The following is a 16,746-nucleotide window of genomic DNA, read 5'->3' on the forward strand; positions in this document are numbered from 1 at the left end:
GGCTCGTCAACGGGGTGATCCCGCCTCGGGTGGGGTCGTAGCGTCGAAGGGGACGAGAGGGAGGCACCCATGCCGGCACGCGACGAGATCCCGTCGACCATCGAACGCTCCGAGAAGCACGCGCAGGACCTCTGGTCGGCGGCGCACGACTCCGCCGTCGAGAGCTACGGAGAAGGCGAGCGCGCGCACCGCACCGCCTTCGCCGCGCTCAAGCACGAGTACGAGAAGGTCGGCGACCACTGGGAGCGCAAGGACGAGAACGGCCCGTCCGACTCGCGCGCCGCCGAGCGCGGCACCGACGGCGGCGGCGAGACGGCGGGCGGAGTCGACGCGAACGCCTCGAAGGCGCACCTGCTCGACCTCGCCAAGCGCCTCGAGATCTCGGGCCGCTCGCGCATGACGAAGGACGAGCTCGTCGAGGCCCTGCAGAAGGAGAACGCCCGCCAGACCCGCAAGGCCCGCTGACCCCCTGCTGGTCGAGTAGCCGCGCAGCGGCGTATCGAGACCCGACACCGCCCGGACACGGGGATCTCGATACGCCCGCTCCGCATCCCCTGCTGGTCGAGTAGCCGCCGCAGGCGGCGTATCGAGACCCCCGTCACCAGAAGGCCGGATCCCGATACGCCCCGCCCGTCACCGCAGCAGCACCGGCCCCGCCCCGATCGCGACGCGGAACAGCGCGTACGGGTAGGCGCGCAGGTCCACTCCGCCCTGGTAGTCGGCCTGCCGGTGCAGCTGGTTCGCCGTGAAGTAGAGGTGCTCGTCCGTCGCGACCGACATCGTGTCGGGCCACAGCATCCGCTCGTCGTGGACCAGCGTCTCGAGCACGCCGTCGGTGCGGCGGCGCAGGATCGCGTTGTGCTCGTAGTCGGTGGCGTAGAAGCGCCCGAGCGCGTCGGTCTCGAGCCCGTCCGATCCGCCGCCCTTGTCGCCCTCGTCGACGACCGTGGCCGCGACCTCCTCGTCCGGAAGCGCGCGGTCCACGAGCGCCGCCGTCGACACGCTCCACCAGCGCCGGGAGACGAGCGGGCAGTACCAGAGCCGCTCGCCGTCGGCCGAGATCGCGATGCCGTCGGCGCCCATGGTCACGGGCTGCGGATCGCCGTCCTCCGGCCGCTTCATCAGCACGCGCCCCTCCGCCACCGGCACCATCTTTGGCGGCGTGAGCGCCTTCGTCGACGGGTGCTCGTGCAGCCGGCGCCACGCCTCGCCCGACTCGAGGTCCACCACGATCAGCCCGTTGGGCCCGGAGTCCGCGGAGTCGGTGATGTACGCGACTCCCCGGCGCAGATCGAAGCGCACGTCGTTGAGGTAGGTCGTCGGCAGTGCCACATCGGGCTCGAACACGATCACCTTCTCGACCGTGTCGGTGGCGAGGTCGACGCAGACGAGCTTCGGTCCACCGCGCTCCGTCGGCTGGAACAGCGGGCTGCCGGTGTCGAGGATCCACAGCCGGTCGGCCGGATCGACGACGATGCTCTGCACCGAGACGAGCGCGTTCTCGTCGTGGTCGCTCGCGGGGCTGTTCCACTCCTCGCTCGGGAACGGCACCGCCACTCCGTCGCGCAGCTCGACGACCGTCGCCGGCACCTCGTCGCCCCACTTCGGGAAGTTCACGAAGATCCGCCCGGTGTGCGAGACGCTGACCCCGGTGGGCATCGGCCCGCTCTCGAACGCGTGCACCAGCTCGAGCTCGCCGACCGGCTCGTCGACCGGTCTGGTCTCGCGCCCGGCGTCGTGCTGTCCCCAGAAACCCATCGGATGCCCTCCTCGCGTCGGCCGCGCGGCTCGCGACCTCCCCTCCGACGCTAGGCACGCGGGGCGCGGAGCGGGGGCCGCTTGACAGCTCGCGGAGGAGCGAGGCAGCGGGCCGCGCCCGGTGGCGCGCTCAGCGCAGCGAGTCCCGCACCGCCGTCAGCCCGAGCTCCAGCTCGGCGAACGTCGTCGACAGCGGCGACAGACCGATCCGGATGCCGTCCGGGTTCCGGAAGTCCGGGATCACGCCGCTCGCCTGCAGCCGCGGCACCAGCTCCGCGAACGACTCGTGGTCGATCGTGACGTGCGAGCCCCGGGCGGCGGGGTCGCGCGGAGTCGCCACCCGCACGCCGAGCGGCACGAGCCACTCGTCGACGAGCTCCAGCGCGTACGCCGTCATCGCCTCCGACTTCGCGCGGATCGCCGGCATCCCCACCTCGGCGATCAGCGCGATCATGTCCTGCATCGCGAGCATCCCGGTGATCGGAGGCGTGCCGCTGAGGAAGCGCCTCATCCCCTCGGCCGGACGGTAGCCGGGCCCCATCTCGAACATGTCGGCGACGCCCATCCAGCCCTGGATCGGCTGCGTCAACGACTCCTGGTGCCGCTCGGCGACGTACGCCCAGGCCGGCGCGCCGGGCCCGCCGTTGAGGTACTTGTAGGAGCAGCCCACGGCGAGGTCGGCGCCCCACGCGTCGAGCTCCATCGGCACGGAGCCGACCGAGTGGGAGGCGTCCCACAGCACGAGCGCGCCGGCGTCGTGCGCCTGCGCGGTGATCGCAGCGGCGTCCGCGAGGAAACCCGAGCGGTAGGCGACGTGGCTGAGCAGCACGAGCGCGGTGCGGTCGCCGAGGACCGGCTCGAGGTCCTCGGGCCGTACGCCCGCCTGCGGATCGGCCGAGACCCAGCGCAGCGTCGCTCCGGTCTCGGCCGCGATGCCCTCGAGCACATAGCGGTCGGTCGGGAAGTTGTCGGTGTCGACCACGACCTCGTCGCGGCCGAGGGGCAGCTGGTGCGCGAGCGCGGCGCGAGCGAGCTTGTAGAGCAGCACGGTGGTGGAGTCGGCGACGACGGTCTGCCCGGCCGCCGCTCCGAGCGCCGCGGCGCCGAGCGCGTCGCCGACGGCGAGCGGCATCTCGAGCCAGCTCTCGGACCAGCCGCGGATCAGGCGACCGCCCCACTCCTCCTCGGCGAAGCGCTGGAGCCGCTCGATGCTGGCGCGCAGCGGCCGCCCGAGCGAGTTGCCGTCGAGGTAGGAGCGCACCTCGGGGGTGCGGACGAAGAGCTCGGGGTACTGCGCGAGCGGGTCCCGGGCGTCGAGGGGATGCATGCCCTCACCCTACGGTCGCGGTGGCGCCTCTTCCGGGGGTGGACGGCGGCGGCTCCTCGCTGCCCACTCCTCGAAACTCGTCGTACTCGAGCCCGAGTACGACAACTCCTGCGGACTCGAACCCCTCCGATCCCGTGCCGTGCCGGCGCTGCCGCCGACTCCTCGGAAGTCGTCGTACTCGACCCCGAGTACGACCATTCCTGCGGACTCGAGCTCCTACCCTCCCGCTCTGCCGGTAGTTGCGGGAAGGGCGAGCCGTTACCGCAACTTCCGCGGAAGCACGGCGGCTCCGCCCGCGCTCGCCCCGCACCGCCCCCGCAACCCTGAGAAATCAACGAGCAGACGCCGATCCGCCCCGCACCTACCGTCGAGACAGGACGACCCTCGCCCCCGATCCCCGGAGCCGCCCCATGCCCGCAACGCCCACCGGACTCGCGCACGAGCCGCGCGTCCTCCGCTCCGCACCCGCCCTCGCCCGCCGCTCCGACGACATCCAGGAGCACTCCGCATGAGGCTGACCGACACCAGCGACCTGTGGTGGCGCTCCGCCGTCTACTACAACCTCGACGTGAAGACCTTCATGGACTGGAACGACGACGGCGTCGGCGACCTCGAGGGCCTCGCGCACCGGATCGACTACCTCGCCGAGCTCGGCGTCAGCTGCCTCTGGCTCGCCCCGTTCTACCGCTCGCCCGGCAAGGACAACGGCTACGACATCAGCGACTTCTTCGGAGTGGACGAGCGCTACGGCCACCACGGCGACGTGGTCGAGGTGATCCGGACTGCCCACGACCGCGGCATGCGCGTGATCATCGACCTGGTCGTGAACCACACGTCCGACCAGCACCCGTGGTTCCAGGCCGCGCGCTCCTCCCCCGACAGCCCGTACCGCGACTACTACGTCTGGCGCGACGAGGTGCCGGCCGACCAGCCCGCGAACGTGTTCCCCGACGTGGAGGACGGCGTCTGGTCCTTCGACGGCGAGGCCGGCCAGTACTACCTGCACAACTTCTACCGGCACCAGCCCGACCTCAACACTGACAATCCTGCGGTGCGCGACGAGATCGCGAAGCTGGTCGGATTCTGGCTGCAGCTCGGAGTCGACGGCTTCCGCGTCGACGCGGTCCCGTTCCTGATCGAGCCGGGCGCGCACGACGAGCACGAGTGGCTGCGGCTGCTGCGCCGCTTCGTCTCGCGCCGCTCGGGCGAGGCGATGATGCTCGGAGAGGTCAATGTGAGCCGCGACCAGCAGCTCGCCTTCTTCGGCGGGGCCGACGCCGACGAGCTCTCGATGCAGTTCGACTTCATCGGCAACCAGCGCCTCTACCTGGCGCTCGCCCGCGGCGACTCGACACCGCTGGCGGAGGCGATCGCGAGCCGTCCCGAGATCTCGATCGGCAGCCAGTGGGCCAACTTCGCCCGCAACCACGACGAGCTGACCCTCGACCAGCTCGAGGACTCCGAGCGCGACGAGGTCTTCGCGGCGTTCGCTCCGGACGAGGCGCAGCGGATCCACGGACGCGGCATCGTCCGCCGCCTGCCGCCGATGCTGGGCGGCGATCCCCGCCGCCTCCACATGGTCTACAGCCTGCTGTTCTCGCTCCCCGGCGCCCCGGTGCTCTACTACGGCGAGGAGATCGGCATGGGCGAGAACCCGTCGATCCCGGGACGCGGCGCCGTGCGGACGCCGATGCAGTGGAGCTCGGCCGCGAACGGCGGCTTCTCGCGCGCGGACGCGTCCGCACTGATCGCGCCCGTCACGGGGGACGGCTTCAGCCCCGAGCACGTGAATGCCGCCGACCAGCTCAAGTCCCCGGAGTCGCTGCTCGCGCACCTGAAGGGCCTCGCGTGGCTCTACCGCCGCTCCCCCGAGATCGGCTGGGGCGAGTACACGCACCTCCCCGCCGACGAGTCGTGCGTCTTCGCGCACCGCATGTCGGCGTCGACCGGGACGACCGTGGCTGTGCACAACTTCGCCTCGAGCCCGCGGACTGCGGCGCTGACCGTGCCCGACGTGGAGCCGGGCGCGCGCCTCGTCGACTCGCTGAGCTCGGAGGAGTACCCGGTCGGCGACGACGGCGCGGTGTCGATCCCGATCGACGGCTACGGCGGCCGCTGGTTCCGCCTGCTGTCGTCCGGCTCCCGCCGCCTCGTCTGACGCGGTCGCCGCGCTCCGAGCGCCGACTCCGCGAGAGTCGTCGTACTCGTGCCCCCGTACGACGACTCCTGCGCACTCGGCGGCGGTGCTCGCCGCGTCGGAAGCCACCCGGGCGCGACTCCGCAGGAGTTGTCGTACTCGAGGCCCAGTACGACGACTTCCGCGTACTCGGCGCGGTGCTCGGCGCGCCTGAACCCACCCGGCCGGCGACTCCGCAGAAGTCGTCGTACTCGAACATCCAGTACGACAACTTCTGCGGACTCGAAGGGAGTCCTGCAGACGCGGGGGTCCGACCGCCCCGCATCCGCCTGAGAGTCCGCGAGGCGTTCTCACGGGAGACGTCCCTACTGTTGCTCCGTGGATCTCGACACCCTCCTCAACATCGGCCTCGTCGTCCTGTTCGTGCTGATCGGAGGAGTGTTCGCCGGCACCGAGATGGCGATCGTCAGCCTCCGCGAGAGCCAGGTCCGCGCCATCGAGGCGCAGGGCGAGCGCGGGGCCCGCATCGCGACCCTCGTGCGGAACCCCAACACGTTCCTCTCGGCCGTCCAGATCGGCGTCACGCTCGCCGGCTTCTTCTCCTCCGCCTACGGAGCGTCGACGATCGCGCCCGACCTCGCCCCTCCGCTCGAGGCGCTGGGCCTGTCGGCCGGAGTCGCCTCGACGGTCGCGTTCATCGGCCTCACGCTGGTCATCGCCTACCTCTCGCTCGTGCTCGGCGAGCTGGTGCCCAAGCGACTCGCCATGCAGAAGTCGGTCGCCTTCACCAAGGTCCTGGCACCGCCGCTCAACGGGTTCGCGCGCCTGATGCGCCCCGTGATCTGGCTGCTCTCGGTCTCGACCGACGGAGTCGTGCGCCTGCTCGGCGCCGACCCGCGCGAGAAGGGCGAGAGCGTCTCGGCCGACGAGGTGCGCGACATGATCTCGAGCAACACCGAGATCCACGAGGACAGCCGGCGCCTGCTCACCGACATCTTCCGCGCCGACGACCGCCGCGTCGCCGAGGTGATGCGTCCGCGCCCGGACGTCGACTTCCTCCGCGGGGAGCTGCCGCTCGAGGAGGGGTACCGCGCGGTCCTCGACCAGCCGCACTCGCGCTACCCCGTCGTGGGCGAGAACCGCGACGACGTGCTCGGCTTCGTGCACGTGCGCGACCTCATGGCGGCGTTCCCGGAGGCGGGCGAGCCCGGCACCGCGAGCAGCGTCTCGGACATCACCCGCCCGATCCTCGCCGTGCCCGGCTCGACGAAGGTGCTCGCCGCGCTCCGCACGATGCGGCAGGACGGCCACCAGATCGCCGTCGTCGTCGACGAGTACGGCGGAACCGACGGCATCATCACGCTCGAGGACCTGCTCGAGGAGCTGGTCGGCGAGATCTACGACGAGTACGACGGCGCCCGGCAGGACGTCGACGCGAAGGCGGCCGAGCAGCTGCAGGACGTCGACGGCGGCATGATCCTCGAGGACCTCGAGGAGCTGCTCGGAGTGGAGCTGCCCGACGGCCCGTACGAGACCGTGGGCGGATACATCCTCGACCGCATCGGCCGGGTGGCCGTGGTCGGCGACTCGATCGTCGTCGGCGAGTACGTCCTCCGCGTCGCCGAGACGGATCGCTACCGCATCTCGCGCGTGACCCTCACCCCGCAGCCGGCCTCGTCGAGCCCCGCGGAGCCGGCCGAGCCGTCCGTCTAGCCCCGGCTCCCCGGCAACGGCGGCGACCCGGGCGGTCGTCCCGCGCGTCTCACGGCAGCCGCGTCTCCACCCACCGCGTCGCCGGAAGCCCCCGCGCTCCCGGCCGCGCGACCCACAGCCCGCCCGCGAACGGATGCGCCGCCCGCTCGTCGGCCGAGAGGTCGCGCGACGCCGACGTGATCACCGCCACGTCGAGCCCCTCGCCCGCGAAGGCGATGCTCGAGCAGTGCGGCGCGTCGATCCGCACGCCCTCGCCCTCGACGAGGCGCCCCTCGGAGTCGTAGACGCGCACGCCGGAGCCGCCCCAGATCGAGACCCACAGACGACCGTCGGCGTCGACGGTCATCCCGTCGGCGAAGACCCCCTCCTCGAGTTCCACGAACGTCTCGCGCGCGCCGTGCGACCCGTCGAAGTAGGGCCGTCGGAAGATGACGCCCGACTCGGTGTCGATCGAGTACATCACCGCACCGTCGGGAGACCAGCCGAGCCCGTTCGAGAGCCGCAGGTCGTGGTCGAGCACGGTCACCGAGCCGTCGTGCTCGAGGCGGAGCAGCACGTCGTCGCCCACGGACTCGCCGAGGGTGAGCGAGCCGACCACGAGCCGTCCCTGCGGGTCGATGGAGCCGTCGTTGAAGCGGTGCCCCTCGGGCAGCAGCTCCGAGCCGGTCGTCAGCGACCCGTCGACCTCGAGGATCGCGAGCCGTCGAGTCAGGGCGACGAGCACCCTCCCGTCGCCGATCGGCAGCGCGCAGCCCACCTGCTCGCCGACGTCCGACCGCGAGACCGCGCCGAGCCCCTCGGGAACGAGCGGAGCGGACAGCACCGCCCCCGCCTCGATGTCGACCCAGGTGAGGCGGCCGGTCGAGGCGTCCCAGACGGGGCCTTCGCTGAGGACGTTGGAGGGGGTGCCCGCGGGCGTCGCGTCGATCATGGACTCAACCTAGCCAAGGCGCCCGGGCACCGTCCCGGGGGTGGACGCCGCCGGGGAGAACGCGGTGGAACCCCGGCTGTGGAGGAGCCGACTCGAGCGCGACCGCGACCCGAAACGGACAGTTCTACACCCTCCGCACCCCACTCCGATAGCCCGACGATACGAATTCCCGCGCGGGTCTATCGTCGTGTCTCGCCGCGACCGGAGGGGCCTCCCGCAGAACGAACCGGGGCGACAGGAAGGCGTGCGCCATGTCGACCACCGACACCCCTCGGGGCCCCGTCCGGAGCCTCGTCCCCGCCCGGATCGACCGGCTCCCGTGGACGCGGTTCCACTGGTCGATCGTCGTCGGCCTCGGCTTCTCCTGGGTCCTCGACGGACTCGAGATCCAGATCGTCGCGAGCGCCGGCTTCGCGAAGGAGTTCGACCTCTCGGCCGCGCAGGTCGGCGTGCTGGGCACCGTCTACCTCGTCGGCCAGATCGCGGGCGCCCTGATCTTCGGCCGCCTCAGCGACAAGCTCGGACGCCGCAAGCTCTTCATCCTCACCCTCGTCATCTACCTGCTCGCGAGCGGCATCGCCGGCCTCTCGCCGAACTACGCGTTCCTCGCGGTGTTCCGCTTCTTCGCGGGCATGGGCATCGGCGGCGAGTACGCGGCGATCAACTCCGCGATCGACGAGCTCATCCCCTCCAAGTACCGAGGACGCGTCGACATCGCCATCAACGGCACCTACTGGGGCGGTGCCGCGCTGGGCTCCGCCGCCAACCTGTTCTTCCTCAACGACGAGATCTTCGCCGAGAACGTCGGCTGGCGGCTCGGCTTCTTCCTCGGCCCGATCCTCGGACTCGCGATCATCTACCTCCGCCGCCACATCCCCGAGAGCCCGCGCTGGCTGATGACGCACGGCCGCGAGGAGGAGGCGGAGCGCACGGTCGACGAGATCGAGCGCCGCGTGCAGAACGAGGGCGGTGTCCTCGAGCCGGTGGACGACGCGAAGGCGATCACCGTGAAGGCCACCGAGAGCATCCCGTTCCGCACCATCGCACGGGTGCTCATCCGGCAGTACCCGAAGCGGACGCTGGTGGGCGCCACGATGATGGTCACCCAGTCCTTCCTCTACAACGCCATCTTCTTCACCTACGCGCTGGTGCTCGAGAACTTCTACGGCGTGGAGCAGAGCGCCGTCTCGTACTTCTTCTTCCCGTTCGCGATCGGCAACCTGATCGGCCCGCTGGTGCTCGGCCACCTGTTCGACGTGTGGGGCCGGCGGAAGATGATCTTCCTCACCTACGGGGTGTCGGGAGCGGTCCTCGCCCTGTCGGCCGTGCTGTTCAGCATGGACGTGCTGACCGCGACGACGCAGACGATCCTCTGGTGCGTCTCCTTCTTCTTCGCCTCCGCGGGCGCCTCGAGCGCCTACCTCACCGTGAGCGAGATCTTCCCGCTCGAGCTGCGCAGCCAGGCGATCTCGTACTTCTTCACCCTCGGCCAGATCGCCGGTGCGATCGCCCCCACGCTCTACGGCGTGCTGATCGGCGACGGCAGCGACCGAGGCCCGCTCACGATCGGCTACTTCGTCGGTGCGGCCGTGATGATCGTCGGCGGGGTCGTGGCGCTGGTCTTCGGCGTCGACGCCGAGCGCCGCAGCCTCGAGAGCATCACCGAGCCGCTGTCGACGGTCCGCGACGGCGACTGACGTGCAGAACGTCGGCCGGGAGTGCCGCTCAGCCGCGATCGTGGCCGGCGGGCACTCCTGACCGACGTTCTGCACCACGCGCGCGCCGAGGAGCAGCGGCGCTGATCCGCCGAACCGGACTTCCCTCGCGGAGGGTCACGCGCACAACATCAGCCAGGAGCAGGGTCTAACCCCTGACAGCCGACAGACCCCCTCCTCAGCAGAGGTTCCGCATCCGCTCCACCTCGAGCAGGCCCAGGGCACTCGCCCGCCACATCCGGCCCCTCGGGCAGGGTCACGCGCACAACATCAGCCAGGAGCAGGGCATAACGCCTGACAGCCGACAGGCCCCCTCCTCAGCAGAGGTTCCGCGGCTCAGAGCGCCCCGGGCGGCACCGGCGGCGCGTCCGGCACCTCGTCGACCGCGGTCCGCGGCCAGATGACGGTGGGCATCCGCTGCCGCTCGGTCAGCGCGAGCGCCTCGCGCACATGGCCGAGCACGTGCGCGGCGAACCCCGCATCGGCTGCGCCCGGCGGCTCGAACGCGTCGAGGAGGTCGCGGAGCACGCGCTCAGGAGGGACGGGGAGCTGTTCGGGTTCGTTCACGTCGACCACTGCCGATCCGGTGGTGGGTCTCGCGCCGGGATTCGGGGCACGGCGCGAGTGGAGAGAGGGTCGACGCCGCGGCGCCGGCTCGAGCGGGGACTCCCGTCCCCGCCGTCGCACCGGGTGCGGACTCGACGTGGTCGTCGTCGGCACCCTGTCATCCATCGTCCAAGGCTCCCCGCCAGCGCCCCCTCCTGGGAGTGGGTTGACAGCGCTCCTGCGGGCCTCGGTCAGCGCAGCCCGTCCAGCACCGCCTCCAGCTCGTCGACCGCGAAGTCGATCTCGTCCTCGGTGACGACCAGCGGAGGAGCGAGCCGGATCGTGGATCCGTGCGTGTCCTTCGCCAGCACGCCGCGTGCCATCAGCGCCTCGCAGACCGCCCGGCCCGAGGCGAGCGCCGGGTCGATGTCGATACCGGCCCAGAGTCCCGCGCCGCGCACCGCGACGACGCCGCGGCCGATAAGCGCGGTCAGGCGCGCGTGGAGCTGCGCGCCGCGGGCGACGGCGAGCGCCTGGTACTCGCCCGTGGCGAGCATCCCGACGACCGCGAGGCCGACGGCGGCGGCGAGCGGGTTGCCTCCGAAGGTCGAGCCGTGCTGACCCGGCCGCAGCACCCCCAGCACGTCGGCGTTCGCGACCACGGCCGAGACGGGCACGATGCCGCCGCCGAGCGCCTTGCCCAGCAGGTACACGTCGGGCACGACGCCGACCAGGTCGCAGGCGAACGTCGCGCCGGTGCGGCCCAGGCCCGACTGGATCTCGTCGGCGATGAAGAGGACGTTGCGGCGCGAGGTGATCTCGCGCACCGCGGGGAGGTAGTCGGCCGGCGGCACGACGATGCCCGCCTCGCCCTGGATCGGCTCGATCAGCACGGCGACGGTGTCCTCGTCGATCGCGGCCTCGAGCGCGGCCGCGTCGCCGAACGGCACCGTGCGGAACCCGGGCGTGAACGGCGCGAAGCCGTCGCGCGCCTCCGCGTCGTCGCTGAACGAGATGATCGTGGTCGTGCGCCCGTGGAAGTTGCCCGCGGCGACGATGATGTTCGCGCGTCCCGGCGTCACTCCTTTCACCCGGTAGCCCCAGGCGCGCGCGACCTTGATGCCCGATTCCACGGCCTCGGCGCCCGTGTTCATCGGCAGCACCATGTCCTTGTCGGCGAGCGCCGCGAGCGCGGTGACGAACGGGCCGAGCCGGTCGTTGTGGAACGCGCGGCTGGTGAGGGTGACGCGATCGAGCTGCTCGCGGGCCGCGGCGAGCAGCACCGGGTGCGAGTGGCCGAAGTTCACGGCGGAGTAGGCGGCCAGGCAGTCGAGGTAGCGGCGGCCCTCGACGTCGGTGATCCACGCGCCCTCGCCGGTCGCGGCGACGACGGGCAGCGGGTGGTAGTTGTGGGCGGCGTGCGCCTCCTCCTCGGCGATCAGGGCGGCGGAGGCGGTGGTCGTGTCCAGGATGCTCATGTCGGTCCTCTCGTGATCGCGGATCAGCGGCGCAGCTCGAGGGTGCAGCACTTCACGCCGCCGCCGCCGAGCAGCAGCTCGGACAGGTCGACGCCGATCGGCTCGTAGCCGCGCTCGCGCAGCTGGCGCTCGAAGCCGGTGGCGCGCGAGGCGATGACCACGTGCAGTCCGTCCGAGAACGAATTGAGGCCCAGCACGGAGGCGTCCTCCTCCGACACCAGGATCGCGTCGGGGTAGAGGCGCTGCAGCGTGCGATTGCCCTCGTCGCTGAACGCGCTGGGCAGGTAGGCGATGGTGGAGTCGTCGAGCACGGCGATCGCCGTGTCGAGGTGGTAGAACGACGGATTCACGAGCTCGAGGGTCACGACCTCGCGGCCGAAGACGCGGGCGACCTCGGCGTGCGAGTCCGAGGCGGAGCGGAAACCGGTGCCCGCGAGGATGCGCTCGCCGACCAGGAGGAAGTCGCCCTCGCCCTCGTTGACCTCCTCGGGGACGCGCACGTCGAAGCCGGCGCCGCGGAACCAGTCCATGTAGGCGGGGCCCTCGGGCTGGCGCTCCGGGTAGGTGAAGGAGGCGCCGTAGGCGATGCCGTCGATCACGAAGCCGCCGTTCGCGGCATAGACCATGTCGGGCAGGCCCGGCTCGGAGTCGATCAGCTGCACGTCGAAGCCGAGGCCGACGTAGGTGTCGTGGAGGGTCTGCCACTGGCGGACGGCCAGCGCGGTGTCGGTCGGGACCTGCGGGTCCATCCACGGGTTGATGCGGTACACGACGGTGAAGTGCTCGGGGCGGCACATCAGGACCGTCTTGGCGACGGGGGTGCGGGTCGTCGCGTCGGGTCGTGCGGCGGTGTCGGTCGTGTCGGTGGGAAGCACGGCGGTGTCGGTCATTCGAGTCCTCCTGCGAAAGGCTGCGGATGAGCGGACCGGGTCCAGTGGCGCCGGGTCCCGCGGAGGATCATCGCGGAGTGGCGCACGCTCGGCCCCAGTCTCGCACGCGCGGATCCTGCGATGTCCTCCACTGGGCGCACGGTTTCGGCGGAAAGCCGCCGGCCTAAGCACGATCGTTGCGCACAGGGCACCTACCGGCGCGACCCCCTCCGGCCCGCCACCCCTCCCTTTCGGGGGAAGGCGACGACCTCCCGACGCCCCCTCCGGTACCGACCCGATCACTAGTCTTCAGTCATCGCATCCGTCGCGGTCCTCCGCGGATCCTCTCGAAAGACTCGCCGTGCACACACCTCGCCGCCGCCTGCTCCCCCTCTCCTGCGTCGGCGTCGCCGCCGTGCTGCTCGCCGGCCTCGCCGCCGGACCCGCGGCGGCGGATCCGCTCGCGCCCGTGTCGCCCGCGGCCCCGGCCGACAGCTCCCGCGACCTCGCCTCCCTCGTCGCCGGCTCCGCCGAGCGCGAGGGCGCCGTTCCGCTCTCCCCCGTGAAGACGCAGCGTCAGACGGTCGACGCCACCGCGACCGCCGACGAGGTCGTGCTCTCGGGCCGCATCGTCCTGTCCGGCGCCGACGACGCGAACCCCGCGCCGACCGGCGACGCCTACTTCCTGCGCATCGAGGACGACCGCGGCGGCATCGTGGCCGAGGTCACGACCGCCGCCGACTTCAGCGTCTCGCTGCCCGCCGGCACGAACTACTACCTCCAGGCGTCGGTGCCCGGCAGCACCGCCTGGTACCCCACCTGGTTCGGCGACACTCCGATCGGAGTCGAGGCCGACGCGCTCGCGAAGGACCGCGACGACCTCGTGATCACCCTGCCCCGCACGGCCGCGGCGAGCGGCGGAGTCTTCACTCCCGCCGGCGCGGCCGACCCCACCTCGTGGGTCGTCCAGGCCTACTGGTTCGAGGAGGACGCCGGAACGCTGTACCCGTTCGACGAGACGGCCACGAGCAGCGCTCCGAACACCTGGGCCGACTGGTCCCTGTCGGGCGAGGACGCGCTCCCCCTCGGCGAGTACGTGTTCCGCGTCACCCAGCCGGGCTACCCCGCCTTCGACGACCAGTACTTCTCGAACCTCCCCTACGTGCAGCCGAAGGCGATCACGACGCTGCCTGCTGCCGGACTCTCCGGCGTCGACTTCCGCCCGACCGGCTTCGCGACCGAGACCGACCGCGTCTTCGGCTCCGACCGCTACGCGACCTCGGCCGCGACGACGCAGCTGGCCTTCGGCGACGACGGCACCCTCCCGGTGCTCTACATCGCCAGCGGCGAGAAGTGGCCGGATGCGCTCAGCGCCGGACCGGCGGCCTCCGTCCAGGGCGGAGCACTCCTGCTCACCGACCCGAACCGCGTTCCCGCGGTGATCTCGGCCGAGATCGAGCGTCTGAACCCCGAGCGGATCGTCGTGGTCGGCAGCTCGCTCTCGGTCAGCGACCAGGTCTTCCAGACGCTCCAGCGCACCTCCGGAGCCGATGTCGAGCGCATCGCCGGCACCGACCGCTACGACACGAGCCGCAGGATCGTCGCGGACGCGTTCGGCGACGACTCCTACGGCATCGTGTTCCTCGCCACCGGATCCAACTTCCCGGACGCCCTGTCCGTCGCTCCGATCGCGGGCCGCCTCGGCCAGCCGGTGCTGCTCGTCGACGGCGCGAAGTCCGCGCTCGACGCGCCGACCCGCACCGCGATCGACCGCCTGCAGCCCGACCTCGGCGAGCTGCTCGGCGGAACCCCGTCGATCTCGGCCGGTGTGGAGGGAGACCTCGCCACCTCGGGTCTCGTGACCGAGGTCGGCCGCGTCGCCGGAGTCGACCGCCACGACACGAGCCGCCAGCTCAACGACCGGTACCCCTCGAACGAGCTCAATGACACCGCGTTCCTCGCGACCGCCACCGGCTTCGCCGACGCGCTCTCGATCGGCGCCGTCGCCGCGGCCTACGGCGCCCCGCTGTACCTCAGCGAGCCGAACTGCGTGCCGTACGCGACCCGCGTCGCTCTGCAGGCGAACGAGCTCGACTACGTGCTGCTGCTCGGCGGCCCGACCACGCTCCAGCCGGCGATCGACTCCCTCGCCGTCTGCTGATCCGCCTGCTGATCCGTCCCTCGCGAACGCCCCGTCCCTCCGCCTCCGCGCGGTCGGGCGGGGCGTTCCGTCGTCCCGCGTCGGCCCACTACTGTCGGAGGGCCGACGTCGGACACACACTCCCGGAGACTCCATGAGCACCCTCAGCGCACGCCCTCTCCTCGTCGGGATCGAGACCGGGGGCACCAAGGTCGTCGCCGCCGTCGCCGCGGTCGACGAGCCGGAGCGCCTCCTCGCGACGACCACGCTGCCCACCCGCGGCCCGGTCGAGACGCTCGCCGACATCGCCGCGTTCGTCCGCGGCCACGGAGTCGACGGCACCGTCACGGCGGTCGGCGTCGCCTCGTTCGGGCCGCTCGACGTCGATCCGCAGTCGCCCACCTACGGGCACCTGACCTCGACGCCCAAGCTCGGCTGGGAGGGCGTCGACGTGCTCGGCCCGATCGGAGCCGCGGCCCCGGGCGCGCGGACCGCTCTCGTCACCGACGTGAACGGCGCCGCCCTCGGCGAGTCACGGTGGGGTGCCGCCGTCGGCGAGAGCGACGTCGTCTACCTCACGGTCGGCACCGGAGTCGGCGGCGGACTGCTCGCCGGCGGTCGCCTGCTCGCGGGCAGCGGTTGGCCCGAGGTCGCGCACCTCCTCCCCCGCCGCCATCCGGAGGACACGTTCGCCGGGACCTGCCCGTTCCACGGCGACTGCCTCGAGGGCCTCGTCGCCGGGCCCGCCATCAGCGCCCGCTGGGGCGTCGACGGCTCGAGCCTGGGCCCGGAGGACGCCGCCACGAACCTCCGCTTCAGCTCCTTCTACCTCGCCCAGCTCGTCGCGACGCTCGCGTACGTGGCGGGAGTGCGCCTCGCGATCCTCGGCGGCGGCGTCTCGAAGACGCCGGGCCTCCTCGCGGCGGTCGAGTCGGAGGTGGAGCGGCTGATGGGCGCACCGGGCGCGACGGGGACGGCGGCGGGGCGCATCCGGATCGTGCGACCCGGTCTGGGCGATGAGTCGGGCGTGCGCGGAGCGGTGTCGCTCGCGCAGTCGCTGCTCTGAGGCGTCAGCCGAGCATCGCTCTGAGTCGTCAGCCGAGCAGCTCGGCGACCAGGCGCTCCACGCGGCCGCGGATGTCGTCGCGGATCGGCCGCACCTGCTCGAGCGGGAGTCCGGCCGGGTCGGCGAGCTCCCAGTCCTCGTAGCGCTTGCCGGGGAAGATCGGGCAGACGTCGCCGCAGCCCATGGTGATGACGACGTCCGACTCGCGGACCTGCTCCGTCGTCATCAGCTGCGGGACCTCCTGCGAGATGTCGATCCCCTCCTCCGCCATCGCAGCGACCGCGACGGCGTTGATGCTCGCGCCCGGCTCGGATCCGCCCGAGCGGACCTGGACGCGGCCCCCGGACAGGCTGGTCAGATAGCCGGCGGCCATCTGCGAGCGGCCGGCGTTGTGGATGCAGACGAACAGGACGGCGGGGGTGTCGCTCACGGGGGTCTCCTCGGGGGGGGGTGGGGATCGGCCCGACGAGTATGGCGCGTTCCGGTGAACGGCGGCGCTACCCTCCTGTCCATGACAGGACAGGACGCCGACGAGCGCACGGAGCCGGGCACAGGCCGCGACGAGACCCCCGAGGAGCGCTCGGACCGCAACTGGAACGAGATCCTGCAGGAGCTGCGGGTCGTGCAGACCGGCACCCAGATCCTCGGCGGCTTCCTGCTGACGCTCTGCTTCCAGCAGCGCTTCACCGAGCTCGCGCCGATGGACGTGGCGCTGTACCTCGTGCTCGTGTTCCTGGCGGCCACGGTGACGGTGCTGGCGCTGGCGCCGGTGGTCGTGCACCGGCTGCTGTTCGCGCGCGGCCGCAAGGCCGAGCTGGTGCGGTTCGGCAACCGGATCGTGCTGACCTGCCTCGCGGCGGGGTCGCTCCTGTTCGTGGGCGTCGTGACGTTCGTGTTCGACTTCGTGCTGACTCCGACGGCCGGGCTGATCGCGGGCGGGGCGGTGCTGCTGATCATCGCGGCGGTGTGGACGAGTGCGCCGGTGATCCTGCGGAGGCGGGCGCGCGGCTGACGCTGACGGTGCGGCAGGTGATCCCTGCCGCTGCCGCGCGAGGATGCCAGCCGG

At 71.8% G+C, this 16,746-nt stretch carries 14 protein-coding genes; 7 read left to right on the forward strand and 7 right to left on the reverse strand.

What is annotated here, in order from left to right; translation table 11 throughout:
• The first annotated feature begins 69 nt into the window (after window positions 1-69).
• The gene (locus C1I63_RS02865; RefSeq protein WP_107573695.1) at window positions 70-465 is read left to right on the forward strand and encodes a ChaB family protein; all 396 of its coding nucleotides are present in this window, start codon (window positions 70-72) and stop codon (window positions 463-465) included.
• 168 nt (window positions 466-633) lie between these two features.
• Here the strand turns inward: C1I63_RS02865 and C1I63_RS02870 are convergent, their stop codons facing one another.
• The gene (locus C1I63_RS02870) at window positions 634-1,758 is read right to left on the reverse strand and encodes an L-dopachrome tautomerase-related protein (RefSeq protein WP_107573696.1); all 1,125 of its coding nucleotides are present in this window, start codon (window positions 1,756-1,758) and stop codon (window positions 634-636) included.
• A gap of 130 nt (window positions 1,759-1,888) precedes the next feature.
• Window positions 1,889-3,085 (reverse strand): kynureninase, encoded by a 1,197-nt coding sequence (locus tag C1I63_RS02875; protein ID WP_107573697.1) that lies wholly within the window; start codon window positions 3,083-3,085, stop codon window positions 1,889-1,891.
• A gap of 508 nt (window positions 3,086-3,593) precedes the next feature.
• On the opposite strand from C1I63_RS02875, the gene C1I63_RS02880 reads away from it, so the two are divergent.
• Window positions 3,594-5,243 carry an alpha-amylase family protein gene (locus C1I63_RS02880; protein WP_107573698.1) on the forward strand — a complete coding sequence of 550 codons (1,650 nt, stop codon included), beginning with the start codon at window positions 3,594-3,596 and terminating at the stop codon, window positions 5,241-5,243.
• A 357-nt stretch (window positions 5,244-5,600) separates the two neighbouring features.
• The gene (locus C1I63_RS02885) at window positions 5,601-6,935 is read left to right on the forward strand and encodes a hemolysin family protein (RefSeq protein ID WP_055789383.1); all 1,335 of its coding nucleotides are present in this window, start codon (window positions 5,601-5,603) and stop codon (window positions 6,933-6,935) included.
• A gap of 49 nt (window positions 6,936-6,984) precedes the next feature.
• Here C1I63_RS02885 and C1I63_RS02890 read toward each other — a convergent pair whose 3' ends face one another.
• Window positions 6,985-7,866, reverse strand: a complete 882-nt coding sequence (locus C1I63_RS02890; protein ID WP_107573699.1) for an SMP-30/gluconolactonase/LRE family protein — start codon at window positions 7,864-7,866, stop codon at window positions 6,985-6,987.
• Window positions 7,867-8,117: 251 nt separating this feature from the next.
• Between C1I63_RS02890 and C1I63_RS02895 the strand changes: the two genes are divergently transcribed.
• Entirely contained in the window at window positions 8,118-9,563 is a 1,446-nt protein-coding gene (locus tag C1I63_RS02895) for an MFS transporter (protein WP_055789378.1), read from the forward strand.
• 354 nt (window positions 9,564-9,917) lie between these two features.
• Here C1I63_RS02895 and C1I63_RS02900 read toward each other — a convergent pair whose 3' ends face one another.
• From C1I63_RS02900 to ddaH, 3 genes are all read right to left on the reverse strand, one after another.
• On the reverse strand, window positions 9,918-10,148 hold the full coding sequence (locus C1I63_RS02900; protein ID WP_146168352.1) for a hypothetical protein: 231 nt from the start codon (window positions 10,146-10,148) through the stop codon (window positions 9,918-9,920).
• Between the two features lie 230 nt (window positions 10,149-10,378).
• Entirely contained in the window at window positions 10,379-11,605 is a 1,227-nt protein-coding gene (rocD, locus tag C1I63_RS02905) for an ornithine--oxo-acid transaminase (RefSeq protein WP_107573701.1), read from the reverse strand.
• Between the two features lie 23 nt (window positions 11,606-11,628).
• Window positions 11,629-12,495 (reverse strand): dimethylargininase, encoded by an 867-nt coding sequence (gene ddaH / locus C1I63_RS02910; protein ID WP_107573702.1) that lies wholly within the window; start codon window positions 12,493-12,495, stop codon window positions 11,629-11,631.
• Window positions 12,496-12,835: 340 nt separating this feature from the next.
• Between ddaH and C1I63_RS02915 the strand changes: the two genes are divergently transcribed.
• Both C1I63_RS02915 and C1I63_RS02920 read left to right on the forward strand, forming a co-directional pair.
• Window positions 12,836-14,635: a cell wall-binding repeat-containing protein gene (locus C1I63_RS02915; RefSeq protein WP_107573703.1), complete on the forward strand. Its 1,800-nt coding sequence runs from the start codon at window positions 12,836-12,838 to the stop codon at window positions 14,633-14,635.
• A 133-nt stretch (window positions 14,636-14,768) separates the two neighbouring features.
• Window positions 14,769-15,680, forward strand: coding sequence for an ROK family protein (locus tag C1I63_RS02920; protein WP_107573704.1), 912 nt, complete (start codon window positions 14,769-14,771; stop codon window positions 15,678-15,680).
• Window positions 15,681-15,708: 28 nt separating this feature from the next.
• On the opposite strand, the gene C1I63_RS02925 is transcribed toward C1I63_RS02920, so the two are convergent.
• Window positions 15,709-16,110, reverse strand: coding sequence for an arsenate reductase ArsC (locus C1I63_RS02925; protein ID WP_107573705.1), 402 nt, complete (start codon window positions 16,108-16,110; stop codon window positions 15,709-15,711).
• Window positions 16,111-16,191: 81 nt separating this feature from the next.
• Here C1I63_RS02925 and C1I63_RS02930 point away from each other — a divergent pair, with 81 nt between their 5' ends.
• Window positions 16,192-16,692 carry a DUF6328 family protein gene (locus tag C1I63_RS02930; RefSeq protein WP_056868647.1) on the forward strand — a complete coding sequence of 167 codons (501 nt, stop codon included), beginning with the start codon at window positions 16,192-16,194 and terminating at the stop codon, window positions 16,690-16,692.
• Window positions 16,693-16,746: the final 54 nt, after the last annotated feature.

Source organism: Rathayibacter caricis DSM 15933 (genome assembly GCF_003044275.1).
GTDB classification, from domain to species: Bacteria; Actinomycetota; Actinomycetes; order Actinomycetales; family Microbacteriaceae; genus Rathayibacter; species Rathayibacter caricis.

Bases quoted from the DNA above. Each gene is read 5' to 3' on its own strand.
- C1I63_RS02865 (WP_107573695.1), top strand. From the start codon at position 70: ATGCCGGCACGCGACGAGATCCCGTCGACCATCGAACGCTCCGAGAAG.
- C1I63_RS02870 (WP_107573696.1), bottom strand. From the start codon at position 1,758: ATGGGTTTCTGGGGACAGCACGACGCCGGGCGCGAGACCAGACCGGTC.
- C1I63_RS02875 (WP_107573697.1), bottom strand. From the start codon at position 3,085: ATGCATCCCCTCGACGCCCGGGACCCGCTCGCGCAGTACCCCGAGCTC.
- C1I63_RS02880 (WP_107573698.1), top strand. From the start codon at position 3,594: ATGAGGCTGACCGACACCAGCGACCTGTGGTGGCGCTCCGCCGTCTAC.
- C1I63_RS02890 (WP_107573699.1), bottom strand. From the start codon at position 7,866: ATGATCGACGCGACGCCCGCGGGCACCCCCTCCAACGTCCTCAGCGAA.
- C1I63_RS02895 (WP_055789378.1), top strand. From the start codon at position 8,118: ATGTCGACCACCGACACCCCTCGGGGCCCCGTCCGGAGCCTCGTCCCC.
- rocD (WP_107573701.1), bottom strand. From the start codon at position 11,605: ATGAGCATCCTGGACACGACCACCGCCTCCGCCGCCCTGATCGCCGAG.
- ddaH (WP_107573702.1), bottom strand. From the start codon at position 12,495: ATGACCGACACCGCCGTGCTTCCCACCGACACGACCGACACCGCCGCA.
- C1I63_RS02920 (WP_107573704.1), top strand. From the start codon at position 14,769: ATGAGCACCCTCAGCGCACGCCCTCTCCTCGTCGGGATCGAGACCGGG.
- C1I63_RS02930 (WP_056868647.1), top strand. From the start codon at position 16,192: ATGACAGGACAGGACGCCGACGAGCGCACGGAGCCGGGCACAGGCCGC.